The organism is Bdellovibrio sp. BIS2, assembly GCF_055398295.1.
On the sequence record NZ_AP035879.1, the window covers coordinates 1,932,695 to 1,946,157 of the forward strand.

Genomic DNA, 13,463 nt, shown 5'->3' on the forward strand with positions numbered 1-13,463 from the left:
CTAAGGTCTTTGGTGCAGGTTGGACAAGTCCAGCTGATTCATTTGATTCAGTTTCCATCCCGTAAATTCGGGTTTGGCCAACATCGAGAAATGGATGGCGCCCAGCGGGATCAGCAGATGCTTTTTCATCAGGAAATCCATGCCGGCCTGACACCATTTCTTCTGATCTTGAGGCTTTTCGGCCTTCGCCAGTGAGGACAAAATGCTTTCATACTCTGTCGACTTCAGGCGGATGTAGTTTTCCGGGCTTAACGGCGCAAAGGTCTCCAAAGCCGCAAGGCAGGTGGGACGATCCGGAGCCACGCCTTTACGGAACAAGGCCGGAGGATTCTGCTGCAGGATCTGCAGATAGACTTTGTTTTCACGGGACTCCAGATGGGTTTTCAGGCCCGCATTTTTTAACCACTGGTTTTGCATCCACTCGGTGGCGCGCTTGTGATCTTCACCCCCAAGGCTTGAGAACATCAAAGTAAAGGTTGAAGTGTTCTGAACCTTGGGAACCTTCTTTAAGTCAAAGTCGTAACAGGGCGCTTTTTCCGGAAACCAAGAATCCGGAACACCCATGCAGCCGGGGCGACCTTCCGAAGAAAAGATCTTTTGCAGCTCCACGTAGTTTAAAGAGTACGTGAAGGCCTTTCTCAGGTCTTCCTTGTCGGCAAGCTCAGGTCCAAACCCCAGATAGTCCAGGCGGGTGACTGCAATCCAGTGAAAGTCCGGGCGTTTTTTATGGCTGGGAATGAACAAAGTTGGAAGTCTGCGCAGGAATTGCAGCTCGTTCTTTTCATAAAGCTGCAAAGCCACGGTGTCTTCCTCAATGAACAAAAACTCCACGTTCGGGCGCCCGGGGTGTCCGCCTTGATAGTTCGAATTTGTTGTCAGGATGATCTTTTGGCCCTTTTTCCATTCAGCCAGTTTGTAGGGACCTGAAAAGGCGCCCAGATCTGCTTTGGTGGGGGCCAGCAAAAAACTTGAAAGATTGTATTCAAAATCAGGGTCCGGTTCCTGAAACTCAAAACGCAAAGTCTGGGCATCCGGAGCAGAAATTCCCAGCTCGGTGATTTTGGCTTTGCCAGCATAATAATCTTGAGCCTTTTTGATTTTGAAAAGCAAATCCGCGCGCGGGGCTGCGGATTTGGGATCCAGAATCTTTTTATAGGTGCGCAGGAAGTCTTCGGACGTCAGCGGGGTGCCGTCGCTCCAGCGCAGGTCCTTTTTCAGGCGGCAGGTCAGGTTCTTTTTCTTGTCACGGGTGCAGCCGCTGCCCAGATCCGGAACCAGGCCCTTTTGATCATCAAAGGTGAAGATATTGCGATACAGATTTCCCAGCAGGTAACTGGAGGCCGAGGTCTTTTGCCTGTTCGGGTCAAGGCTTCCCGGTTCGTTGGAAAGATGCAGACGAAACGCCTTGGTGTTGGCGAAAGAAAGCGCAGGAAAAACCAGAAGAAGTGCAAGGATGATTTTCATGCCTTTAAGATTAGCTTAAGGGCGGGATGAATTGAAGCACGAAAATTACCGGGCAAAACCATAAAAAAACGGCAGGGGATGCCTGCCGTTTTCCAAGTTCAACTTAAGGAAAGAACTATTTGTCCAATTCCATTTTTGCAATCGTTTGCAATTGCATGTTGGTTGTACCTTCGTAGATCTGACCGATCTTCGCGTCACGCCAGAATTTCTCAACCGGATATTCTTTGGTGAATCCGTTACCGCCGAACAGGTCGATGGCTTTGGAAGTGATTTTCTCTGCCGCGCGGGAAGAGTAAAGTTTCGCCATGGCAGCGGCCTCGATGAAGTCCTGGCCCGCGTCTTTCAGACGAGCAGCATTGTAAACCATCAAACGAGCTGCTTCCAGTTCAGTGCGCATTTCTGCCAACTGGAACTGAACACCCTGGAAGTGAGCGATTGGTTTGCCGAACTGCTCACGGCCTTTTACGTAACCCAATGCCGCTTCGTAAGCGCCCTGAGCGATACCGATCATTTGTGCGCCGATACCGATACGGCCTTCATTCAGTGTTTCAATCGCGATTTTGTAGCCTTTGCCGACTTCGCCCAAAACGTTTTCTTTTGGAACTTCGCAGTTTTCGAACAACAGTTCGCAAGTGGAAGAAGCGCGGATGCCCAGTTTGTCTTCTTTTTTGCCAACTGTGAAGCCTTTGAAGCCGCGTTCAACGATGAACGCCGTGATGCCTTTGTAGCCTTTTTCAGGAGCCATGTTGGCAAATACGATGAAGATGTTTGCTTCGTTACCGTTGGTGATCCAAAGTTTGGAGCCGTTCAGAACCCATTTGTCGCCTTTGTCTTCCGCTTTCAATTTCAATGCGAAAGCGTCGGAACCGGAAGAGGATTCAGACAAAGCGTAAGCGCCCACGGATTTGGAAGCCATCATGCCCAGGTATTTTTCTTTCTGAGCTTCCGTGCCCCATTTAAGGAACGCGTTTGTGGTCAGGGTGTTTTGAACGTCAACAAGAACGGAAACGGAACCGTCCACACGACCGATTTCTTCAACGGCCAGGCAGGCCATGAAGAATGTGGAGCCAGCGCCGCCCCATTTTTCAGGAGTTTCGATGCCCATCAAACCCATTTCGAAAAGCTTCGTCAGGATCTCCGGTTTCATCTGAGCTTCTTCGTCCATGTGAGTCACATGAGGTTTGATTTCAGATTCTGCAAAAGATCTTACAGCATCACGGAATGCCAGTTCATCTTCAGAAAGCATAGTCAGCGCCGGACGCGCATTTGTTGTATCAGACATCTTATTTCCCTTCGATCGGAAGCCCTGCCCTAGGGGCCTACACCTAACCCTTCGCCTTCGGACAGTCCTCGCGGACGCCATCCCTGTGGGATGTGCTGCTGCGGAACTTGGCGCAGGGCTAGGTGTAGGCCCCTAGGGCAGGGCTTCAGTTCTTGTTAAAACGTATTCAGAACCGTTTTAAATCTGTTTTAAAACTGTTTGTAAAAACGGGGGTCACGGTAACGTTTTTGGCAGATTTATTCAAGACCTTGGAATGATGGGAGCTTTTCTCTTAACAAGCTGTGTTAAGCTGAATTGCACTTTAAATGTGCAAGTGTTTTATCGCACTAGACATGAGTCTAGGTGTGTTTTAGCGTGAGGTTGTATGGACATGATGGAAATCGGCGCCAAGATTGGTGTCTACTTTATTCCTTTTCTTTTTGCACTTTGCTTCCACGAGTTTGCGCACGGTTGGGTGGCGCGTCTACGTGGAGATAACACTGCGGAACAGATGGGTCGTTTGACCCTGAACCCGGTGGCGCATATGGATTTGATCGGGACGTTGATTCTTCCGATTGCGGCTATTGCGTTTTCTTCGCCGATCTTTTTTGGTTGGGCGAAGCCGGTGCCGGTGAATTCCCGCAACCTTAAAAACCCTCGTGTGGATATGTTCTGGATCGCCTTGGCGGGGCCGTTGTCCAATATCCTCCTGGCATTTGTCGGGGCTTTTGCGATTGCCCTGGTCGCGAAGTACTATTCCTTCGGTGTGTATGCCAAAGGGGCCGTGGCGATTCTTCAGACCTTTATTGTGACTAATATGTTCCTGGCTGTTTTCAATCTTTTGCCGATGCATCCGCTGGATGGTGGCAAGGTGCTGGCGCGCTTCCTGCCTGCCAGCTTGAATTATAAGCTTGAACAGAATGAGCACATCACCAGCATGGTTTTGATGGTGTTGGTGTTGACGGGGATGTTGCGCTTCCTGGCTGAGCCGGTTTTCTGGAGTTCTCAGCGCCTTATCAACCTTGCGTTGAGTGGGGTGGGAGTTTAAGGCTTTGCCGCGGCGCAAACGCGTCGGGTGGGGCCTTTAAAGAGTTGTTGAATAATCCAAAGCCGCTTGATTCAATCTTCGGCGTTTGGACGGGGACTGCGATGTGCGTTCCGGTTTTAGTGAAAGGGTAGAGGGGACCATCTTTCATGAGTATTACAGTACAGTTGCCTAAATTCGAAGGACCTCTTGGACTTCTTCTTTACCTTATCCGTAAAGAGGAAATGGACATCATGGACATCAAAGTCCATGAGATCACCAAACAATACCTTGAATATATCAAATTGATGAAAGAACTGGATCTGGAAGTTGCCGGGGAATTCGTGGCTATGGCTGCGACTCTGATCCAGATTAAATCCCGCATGCTTTTGCCTCAGTACGACGAAAATGGCGAAGCCATTGAAGTTGAAGATCCGCGCAAGGAACTGGTTCAGAAACTTCTTGAATACCAGAAGTACCAGGAAGCAGCGAAGCTTCTTTATGACCGCCCGCTGGTGGGTCGTGATGTGTGGTTGCGTGGAACCCGTGAAAAACTGGATGAAAAAGAAGAGGAAATCATTCTTGAGGACAACGCCCTGTTCTCTTTGATTGCCAGCTATCGTCGTATCTCCCGTGCTATTAAAAAGAAAGTTCACCAGGTGGCGGCGAAAGCCCAGTCCATCTCCAGCCGTATTCTTGAAATCAAGGACCGTCTGATTGTGGGGCAAAGAACCACAATGATGGAGATGGTGACGGCGACCGAAGATCGTGCGCGCCAGGCGTTGATCACGTTCCTGTCCTTGCTTGAACTGGGTAAGATGGGCTTTGTGGGTCTGTATCAGACGGAGGCTTATTCTGACATCTGGGTTGATACCAAAAAACCGATCGAAACCGACGTTTTGAGCCGGGTTGAAGAATATGATTCCATGCGCGCTGATGAAGTCGCGGCAAAAATGATGGAAGAAACCAAAAAGATCGACGCTGACGAAGATCTTTTGGCGGATGTTGAGGAAACTGAAGAAGAAAACAACCAGCTGCAAATGGACTTGGGTGCTGGTCTCACAGACGACATCGCATTTGTTGACACAAATGTGGATGATATCGCCACGGACGACGAAATCTTGGCTGCTGAGAGCGAATTGTTTAAAGATGACGTGACGGAAGTGTAGAGGGGACCATGTCTGAAGAAAAAGAAGATTTGATCAACGAAGAAATGAATCACGCTGAGGAATCTGAAGGCTTCGAAAACGAAGCTGACGTTGAAACCGACGAGCTTTCCGCTGATGGTATTGAGTCCGACGCCTCTGTATTCCTGCAGGAAGAAGAGGAAACAGAAGGCTTCCTTCCGGAAGTGTCTGACGATGAAGTTGATGCCCTGGAAGCCTCTGAAGAAGAAAGTGAAGTGTCCGTTGACGGCACTGAGCTTGACGGCTTTGACTCCGCTGAAATTGAAGAAGTGGAATTCGTTGAGGAAGAGCGTCTGGAAAGCATCGTGGAAAGCGTGCTGTTTGCTTCTGACCGACCGGTGAGCCTGGCTTCTTTGAAACTTTTGTTCAAAGGCACCAACATTCGTGGCGACAAAATCCGTCGCGCCTTGGATCAACTGGCAGTTGAATACGCCGGCGGTCGCCGTGGTGTGACCCTGGAAGAGGTTCCGGGTGGTTACCAACTGCGCACTAAAATTGACAATATGGAATTCCTGAAGCGCACATTGAAAGCGCGTCAGTTCAAACTTTCCGGTCCGGCTTTGGAAGTTCTTTCCATCGTGGCTTACAAGCAGCCGACGGTGAAAGCCGAAGTGGATGAAATCCGCGGCGTTGAGTCCGGTCACTTGCTGCGCGCTTTGATGGAGAAAAATCTGGTTTGCTTCGAGGGTAAATCCGAGCTTCCAGGCCGTCCTATGCAGTACGGTACGACCAGAAAGTTCCTGGAGATCTTCGGCCTGAGAAGCTTGAAAGAGCTTCCAACCCTGTCCCAGATTGATGAGCTTTTGCCGGAAGGTATTGATGAACAGCAGGCGGAGGAAAAACCGACTCTTGCGACCATCACTGACAGCATGTCTGAAACTTACATCGGTTCTTACTCGCAAGGTGAGGAAGAGCTGATGAAGATCCAGGAACAGCTTGAGGACATCGCGACTTCCTCTAACTTCTTTGAGGAAGAAAAACGCCGTCAGGCTGAAAAACGTGATCAGGAGCGTGCACAGAACATCCGTGATGCTTTGGCATTCGGTGAACCAGTGTCCACTCGTGACCAAAACTGGCTGACGAAGTACGATGAGGCTTTGGCGGCAGGCACTTCTTTGGTGGCTATTGCCGCTGAAAAGAAAGCCGCAGCTTTGGAAAACATGAAAAAGCCGGCTGTGACTGCTGAAAACGGCGAAGAAATCTCTGAAGAAGGATCTGAAGAGACTTTGGAAGCTTCTATGGACGAATCTGCGGATGAGTCTGTTGATGAATCCACCGACGGGGATGATTCCGAGCTGGAAGAAGCTGTCGTAGCATTTGATAACGACGAAGATCTGGATGAGGCTTCAGACGATCAATTATTCGCTGACTCTGATGATGAATCTTCCGAAGAAGAAGAGTTGCCATTCCTGGGTGAGGCGGACGACATTGATGAAGAAGGTGAAGCTTCTGTTTAAGACTCTTCTGAGTCTGTGGATCGTATATAATATCTTTGTGATGTTGGTGATGCCCAATGTGGGTGCCTATTTCGGGCGGGTGACTGCAAACGTGGTCACCCCCTACGCCAACACAGTGGGTTTGAATGCCGGGTGGAATTTCTTTTCCCCCGAGCCAGCCCATCCCATGTATCTGAAATACACCATCAATTATCTGTACACCGAAGGTGAAAATGCCGGCGAAGAGGCCAAAGAGCCGGTTTATGGTTTTTTCCCGTTGGAAATCGCTAAAGACGATCGTCCTTTGCCGAATATCACGCGCAAGCGTGAATGGGCCTTGATGCGCTATATGGTGCTGGATCCAAAGCGTCTGCGCGTGCTGATGGGGCCGTGGTTGTGCCGGCAGTATCCGGGGGCCACCTCGGTGGATATGGAACATGTGATTGAAACTATTCCGTTCCTGGATCAGGCCGTGCGTTTCCGTGAGGACAGCGTCAGTGATCTTTCCAAAGAGGTCCAGTACATCCGTGAAAGCTATTCCTGTGCCGGCGGGGATGAGGAGAGCCTATGATCAAGAAACTCTGGGCTCATTGGGATCAGTTCTGGTTTGCACCGCAAAGTCTGCTGGGGCTTGCTTTTATGCGAGTCATGTTGTGTGCGACCCTGCTTTATATGAATCTGACCCGCTTCTATAATTTGGAATTTTACACTGATTCCAGTTGGATTCCTCGCACGCGGGCGCTGGAAGTCATGCCCGAACTGGGGCGTCCGCTGTTCCTGTGGACCTTCTGGCCGGACAGCATGAACTTTGTCATGAACCTGGTGTTGGTGGTGCTGTTGGCGCTGCTGACGGTGGGGATTGGCGGTCGCTGGTTGATGGGAATTGCCTGGATCATTAACGCAGGTTTCCTGCAAAGAAACTATGCGGTGAATTTTGGCGCGGATGTGATCGGGGCCTTGTTCCTGTTCTATATGTCCTTCACGCAAAGCTGCGAACGCTTGAGTGTCGTGAATCTGGTGCGAAAGAAAAGCTCGTTTAAGCTGAGCGACACCGTCAGCTCGATGATGATTCGCATGATGCAGGTTCAGATTTCTGTGATCTATGCTTACACCGGCTGGGAAAAACTTAAAGGTGGAAGCTGGTGGGATGGAACCGCTTTGTGGAGTGTTCTGGCCAATCCGCAAATGACAACGATGGATTTTTCGTTCCTGCGCCATTTCCCGTGGGTGATCCCGGTGATTGGTTATGTGACGATTTTGTTTGAGATCTATTTCCCGGCCATGGTGGCCTGGCCCAAGACAAGGTATCTGTGCCTGCTGTTGGGACTTTCGTTCCACGCGGGGATTGGCATCTTCATGGGGCTGATTCCGTTTGCCACGGTCATGGTGTCGACGTACTTCCTGTTCCTGGATCCACAGCTTCTTGAAAAGACTCTTGTGAAGACCCGCTCTGTGGTGCGCATTTAAATGAACAAAGCCCTGATCGGAAAAATCGTGAACGGACTGCTGGTTGTGGCGGTCCTGTGGGTTTTGGCCAACCGCCTTCCGGGTATTATTGAAAACTTCAAAAAACAGAATCAGCCGGCCCCGTCGTTTGCGGTGCCGTTACTGGATGGAAGCTTGTTCGAATCACAAAAAGCTGGCAAGCCCCTGGTGATTGTGTTTTGGGCCACCTGGTGCGGGCCTTGCGAAGTGGAGTTGTCCCGGGTGCAAAAGCTGGTTGATGATAAAGTCATTCCCGCAAATTCCGTGCTGGCTGTTTCAAGTCTTGAAGACCGGGATCTGGTTCAATCAACGGTGAATCAGCGTAAATACAGCTTTCTTGTGGGAGTGGATATCAGCGGTCATATCGCCGGACAGTATGGGGTTCGGGCCACGCCGACCACCGCTTTGCTGGATCAGAATCATCAACTGACCTGGATCACGACGGGGTTAAGCCCCTTGCTGGAAGTAAAAATCCGGGGTCTTTTTAAGTAAACCGGCATTTATCGCATTTTGGGACGAAGAATCCGTCTCAAAACTGGACCTGATGAAAAAACTCGTTTAAGCGTCCCCGCACCTCATTTATTCTATAGAGGTGGGGGAGCTCATGAGATCAGTACGATATTTTGCAGGACTTTCAAGTCTTTGTCTTCTGTTGGCGGCCTGTCAGCCGGTGGAAGGCGATTCTCTGCTGACTGATAAAAAAGATGATTCCAGCACCCACACTTTGGATAAAACTCCGAAATCAGAAGAGCTGACGGTTCAGCTTTTTTCTCCGACCATTAATATGAAAAACACAGACACCAAGGCCGAGATCACCGGCGAGTGCTATGTTTCGACTTATCCGTCCCACAGACTGATTGTGATGAATGGTTCCACGCAAATGGCTTTGGTGGATACGAATCCGGCCACTGCTTCCAATGCCAACTATGCCACTTGTAAAAACGGGCGCTTTAATTTTTCTTTGAATATTTCGACTTTGGCTTCCGGGGTTTACAGCATGCGAATCATCATGCAGGCTTTCGATGCTGACGGAAATGCCGTGATGAACGAGGCTCGTGCAGCTCCGACGTTCACTCTTACAAAATAAAATTGAATTCGTTTTTAAGCTTTAAAGGCGCCTCTTGATCCTTGGTTTCAAGAATCAGGGTGTCCTTCAGTTGCAGATCGCGGATGAAGTCCGCGCGCCGATGCAGAGGAATTTCTTTTCCCGTCACAGTTGAAAAGGTCGAATTAAAGGGAGTGCTGAGCAGTCCCTTTTCCTGATGCTCCACATTTGTCAAAACCGCAAGAATCTCCAGTGCCAGTTCTTTCTGGGTGGAGTTCGCTGGAATCGCGGCCCCCCACATCAAAAGGGCGCTGAGGAACGGGTGAGTGCCGCCGCGGAATTCACGATTCAGCGGGGTTTCCACCGCGCCTTCATCGCTGGTTTTGCTTAATTGATCCAGTTGCAGGGTCAGGATTCTTTTCGTGTTGATTTGTTCAAGCAGTCCCTGATCTTTCCATGTCTGGAAGTGTTTCAACAGCAGGTCTTCGTCGGCCAGCAAAAACAGGAATGTTTCTTTTTTGTTTTTCAGATAATCCAGGAAGGTTTCATCCAGCGGAGTATCAATGCCGGTTTTCATCCAGTAAATGGGCAAAAAAGTAAAGGTCTCGGGATTGCGGCTTTTTACAAAGTCAGTGGAAACCCGCTGCAGAAGTTCGCCTTGAATGCCCGCCACGTTGGCCAAAAGATTCTGGTGTGCCAGAGTGTTGGCCCAATAGGAAGGCAGGAAGATCAGATCCGCCGACGGGCTTGCCACCACATTTGCCAGCATGGATTCCCAGTCACGGGTCACTGTGACGGAAAAACGCACATGAAGTTCTTCTTCCAGTTCCTGACGCAAATTCATCGGGAACAGGACTTCATCCGTGGTCAGTACAGAAATTTTTCGGGGAGTGACAAAGTAGCTTCTGGAAATGCCTTGGGGCAGGACTCCGTGCAGAAATCCCACCCCCATGCAGATTAGAAAAAAGAAGATCCAAAGAATATTGCTTTTCACGCAGCCTGATTAAAAGGCTTCATCAAACGCAACGGCGCCGGATACGCCTGTTTGGTAAGCGGAAACGCGTCTTTCGAAGAAGTTTGCAAGTTCCTGCATATCCTGAAGTTCCATGAAGATGAACGGATTCTTCACGTTGTAGCGTGGAGCAATGTTCAAGCTTTCAAGGCGTTGATCAGCGCAGTACTCAAGATATTGTCTCATGTCTTTAGCAGACAAGCCGGCAACACCCAGGTTCAGTACGTCGTGAGCAAATTCCATCTCGCATTCGATGGCGTCTTCAAGCATTTGTACAACCATGTCTTCCATTTGCTGGTTGAACAATTCTGGCTCTTCTTTACGAGCTGTTTTAACAACTTCGATTGCGAAGGCCATATGCATGGATTCATCACGGAAGACCCAGTTGGTACCAGACGCCAAACCAGCCAAAAGACCTTTGGAGCGCAGGAAGTAAACGTAGGCGAAAGCAGCATAGAAGAACAGACCTTCAACGCAAGTTGCGAAGCAGATCAGGTTCATCAGGAAGCGGCGACGATCTTCGATCGTGTTCAGTTCATTCAGCTCGTTGATGGAATCAATCCATTTGTAGCAGAAGTCCGCTTTCTTTTTGATGGACGGGATGTTTTCAACCGCAGCGAAAGCTTCGGCGCGCTCATCCGGATTTGGAATGTAGTTATCCAAAAGTGTCAGATAGAACTGAACGTGCAAAGCCTCTTCGTACAGTTGACGGGACAAGTACATGCGACCCTCTGGAGAGTTCACGTGCTTGTAAAGGTTCAACACCAGGTTGTTACCCACGATGGAATCACCCGTTGCGAAGAAAGCCACCAAACGACGGATCAGATGTTTTTCTGATTCAGTCATTTTGGAGTGCAGGTCCACAAGGTCTGTAGAGAAATCAACTTCATCCACAGTCCAGGTGTTTTTGATCCCGTTTTTGTACATTTCGTAGAAAACAGGGTATTTCATCGGGCGCAAAGTCAGGTTAAAGCCAGGATCCAAAATCATAAAAATCTCCAAAAAAAGTACGCGCTTTAAAGCGCTGGTTCAGAGGCCCGCTTTCGCGGACCTCTCTCCGCGGCTACCGCCGCCGTTTACTGACAAGCTTCGCAGGCTTCCGGGTTTTCCAGAGAACATGCGATAACTTCAGCGTCAGAGTAAGACTTCTTGGCTTCCTGAGCAGGAGCTGCATCCATCATGCTTTCAGAAGCAGTTGGATTTACAGAGTTGCTGGAAGCTTTCACAGTCGTTTTTGCGATTTTGGTCGCAGGACGAGAGCGAAGGTAATAAGTCGTCTTCACACCTTTTTTCCATGCATACATGTACATGGAGGAAAGTTTTCCGATAGTCGGGCTTTCCTGGAACAAGTTCAAAGATTGAGCCTGATCGATGTAAGCGCCACGGTCGGCAGCCATATCAACCAAAGACTTCATCGGGATTTCCCAAACCGTGCGGTACAATTCCTTGATTTGTGGAGGAATCATAGCCACGTCCTGGATAGAGCCGTCCTGAAGTTTGATTTCGTTGCGAACTTCTTCAGTCCAGATGCCCATCGCCTTCAAGTCACCTACAAGGTACTTGTTGATCTGCATGAACTCTCCGGAAAGAGTCTCACGTTTGAACAAGTTGGAAACCTGTGGCTCGATTGCTTCGTAGCAGCCCACGATGGAAGCGATAGTTGCTGTTGGCGCAATCGCGATCATCAAAGAGTTTCTCAAGCCGTGCTTTTTGATTTTCTCTTTCAACTTCTCGAAACGCTCTGGTTGAGAAGGTGTCACGCCCCAAAGGTCGTATTGCAACAAACCTTTAGCCGCTTTAGTTTGCTCGTAAGCACCGTGAGGACCCAGTTGCTCAGCCAATTCACAGGAAGTAACCAGTGCATTGTAATAGATCTCTTCCTGAATTTTTGCAGAAAGATCGCGAGCCGCTGCAGAGTCAAACGGAAGCTTCATAAGGAACAAAGCATCCTGCAGACCCATCACGCCCAAACCAACTGGACGCCATTTGTGGTTGGAGTCCTGAGCTGTCTGGATAGGGTAGAAGTTGATATCAACAACGCGGTCCAGGTATTTCACAGCTGTGCGAACAGAGCGAGCCAGTTTTTCGAAGTTGAACTGACCGTTTTCCACGTGGCGAGCCAGATTCACAGAACCCAGGTTGCACACGGCAGTTTCTTTGTCAGAGGTCACTTCAAGGATCTCTGTGCACAGGTTGGAAAGGTGGATCACATTTCCAGCTTCGCCAGTCTGGTTGGCTTTCAGGTTCGCATGGTCTTTGAAAGTCATCCAGCCGTTACCAGTCTGAGCCAATGTTTTCATCATACGGCTGTAAAGGTCGCGAGCTTTGATTTGTTTGATGTAAAGTTTCTTTTCCTCTGCTTCGGCGTAAGCCTTTTCGAACTCTTCACCGTAAGTGTCCACGAAATGAGGAACCACTTTCGGGTCGAACAAAGACCACATTGCATCGGCTTCAACACGCTTCATGAACAAGTCTGGAACCCAGTTTGCCAGGTTCAGATTGTGCGCGCGTTTTGCCTCGTCACCGGTGTTGTCGCGAAGCTCAAGGAACTCCTCGATGTCGCCGTGCCAAGTCTCAAGATAAACGCAGGCAGCGCCTTTGCGTTTACCACCCTGATTGACGGCCGCAACGGAGGAATCCATTGTTTTCAGCCAAGGGATGATACCGTTGGAGTGACCGTTTGTTCCTTTGATCAAAGAACCACGGGAGCGAACGCGGGAGTAAGCCACGCCGATACCGCCGGCGAATTTGGACAGAAGGGCGATGTCCGTGTATTTTTGATAGATGGCAGACAAGTCATCGCTTGGGGAATCCAATAGATAACAAGAAGACATCTGCGGACGCATAGTGCCGGAGTTGAACAAAGTCGGGGTGGACGGCATGTAATCGTGAGAGGAGATCAAACGATAGAACTCGACAGCCTCTTCCACGGATTGCGCCAGACCGCAGGCAACACGCATGAAGAAGTATTGAGGAGTCTCAAACACCTGACGAGTTGTTGGGTTTTTCAAAAGATAACGATCATAAACAGTTCTTAGACCGAAGTATTCGAAACGGTCTGTTCTGTACGGTTCGATAGCCGCACAAAGAGCTGCTTTGTTGGCTTCAACGAATTTGTAAGTGTTCTCAGCAAGAAGACCTGCCTGGAAGCCGAAGCTTACAGAGTCTGCGAAAGATTGAATCTTCTGAGAACGAACTTCTTCGTCGATGTAGGTGGAAAGAAGGCGAGCGGCCAGACGGGAATACTCTGGATCTTCACCGATCAGCAAAGAAGCTGTCTGGATACAAAGGTTATCCAATTCTTTAGTGGATGCGCCATCGTAAAGACCGCTGATGGCCTTAGTGGCAACACGCAAAGGATCCACCTGAGTCAACCCCTGGCAGTTCTTGGTTACGCGCTCAACGATTTTCGTTACGTCCACTGGCTCCAGTGTGCCATCGCGCTTTTTAACTCTCATGATGTGAGCTGTTGTTTCCAACATGGCTGTATCCCCTCTGCCCAGTTCCGTTTGGGCAAAAAAATCCCGCCCCAAATCTTCACCCCTCGTA

At 49.5% G+C, this 13,463-nt stretch carries 12 protein-coding genes; 7 read left to right on the top strand and 5 right to left on the bottom strand.

Annotated features, from left to right (window positions below; translation table 11 throughout):
• On the bottom strand, positions 1 to 1,464 hold the full coding sequence (locus ACZ520_RS09335; RefSeq protein WP_464125158.1) for a peptide ABC transporter substrate-binding protein: 1,464 nt from the start codon (positions 1,462 to 1,464) through the stop codon (positions 1 to 3).
• Between the two features lie 115 nt (positions 1,465 to 1,579).
• Complete coding sequence (locus tag ACZ520_RS09340) at positions 1,580 to 2,746, bottom strand: acyl-CoA dehydrogenase (protein WP_088565260.1); 1,167 nt, start codon at positions 2,744 to 2,746, stop codon at positions 1,580 to 1,582.
• 364 nt (positions 2,747 to 3,110) lie between these two features.
• On the opposite strand from ACZ520_RS09340, the gene ACZ520_RS09345 reads away from it, so the two are divergent.
• From ACZ520_RS09345 to ACZ520_RS09375, 7 genes are all read left to right on the top strand, one after another.
• Positions 3,111 to 3,773 (top strand): site-2 protease family protein, encoded by a 663-nt coding sequence (locus ACZ520_RS09345; protein ID WP_088565259.1) that lies wholly within the window; start codon positions 3,111 to 3,113, stop codon positions 3,771 to 3,773.
• Positions 3,774 to 3,919: 146 nt separating this feature from the next.
• Positions 3,920 to 4,918, top strand: coding sequence for a segregation and condensation protein A (locus ACZ520_RS09350; RefSeq protein WP_088565258.1), 999 nt, complete (start codon positions 3,920 to 3,922; stop codon positions 4,916 to 4,918).
• Positions 4,919 to 4,926: 8 nt separating this feature from the next.
• Complete coding sequence (gene scpB, locus ACZ520_RS09355) at positions 4,927 to 6,393, top strand: SMC-Scp complex subunit ScpB (protein ID WP_417869198.1); 1,467 nt, start codon at positions 4,927 to 4,929, stop codon at positions 6,391 to 6,393.
• Entirely contained in the window at positions 6,368 to 6,943 is a 576-nt protein-coding gene (locus ACZ520_RS09360; protein WP_232468510.1) for a hypothetical protein, read from the top strand. Before scpB ends, ACZ520_RS09360 begins: the two co-directional genes overlap by 26 nt.
• Complete coding sequence (locus ACZ520_RS09365) at positions 6,940 to 7,839, top strand: HTTM domain-containing protein (protein WP_088565256.1); 900 nt, start codon at positions 6,940 to 6,942, stop codon at positions 7,837 to 7,839. Before ACZ520_RS09360 ends, ACZ520_RS09365 begins: the two co-directional genes overlap by 4 nt.
• Positions 7,840 to 8,349: a TlpA family protein disulfide reductase gene (locus tag ACZ520_RS09370; RefSeq protein ID WP_464125162.1), complete on the top strand. Its 510-nt coding sequence runs from the start codon at positions 7,840 to 7,842 to the stop codon at positions 8,347 to 8,349.
• 112 nt (positions 8,350 to 8,461) lie between these two features.
• Positions 8,462 to 8,944 (top strand): hypothetical protein, encoded by a 483-nt coding sequence (locus tag ACZ520_RS09375; RefSeq protein WP_464125164.1) that lies wholly within the window; start codon positions 8,462 to 8,464, stop codon positions 8,942 to 8,944.
• Here ACZ520_RS09375 and ACZ520_RS09380 read toward each other — a convergent pair.
• From ACZ520_RS09380 to ACZ520_RS09390, 3 genes are all read right to left on the bottom strand, one after another.
• Positions 8,934 to 9,896: a hypothetical protein gene (locus tag ACZ520_RS09380; protein ID WP_232468509.1), complete on the bottom strand. Its 963-nt coding sequence runs from the start codon at positions 9,894 to 9,896 to the stop codon at positions 8,934 to 8,936. The genes ACZ520_RS09375 and ACZ520_RS09380 overlap by 11 nt on opposite strands.
• A 9-nt stretch (positions 9,897 to 9,905) precedes the next feature.
• Positions 9,906 to 10,904, bottom strand: coding sequence for a ribonucleotide-diphosphate reductase subunit beta (locus ACZ520_RS09385; protein WP_088565253.1), 999 nt, complete (start codon positions 10,902 to 10,904; stop codon positions 9,906 to 9,908).
• Between the two features lie 86 nt (positions 10,905 to 10,990).
• A complete protein-coding gene (locus ACZ520_RS09390; protein ID WP_417869190.1) occupies positions 10,991 to 13,396 on the bottom strand; it encodes a ribonucleoside-diphosphate reductase subunit alpha in 2,406 nt (801 codons plus the stop codon).
• Positions 13,397 to 13,463: the final 67 nt, after the last annotated feature.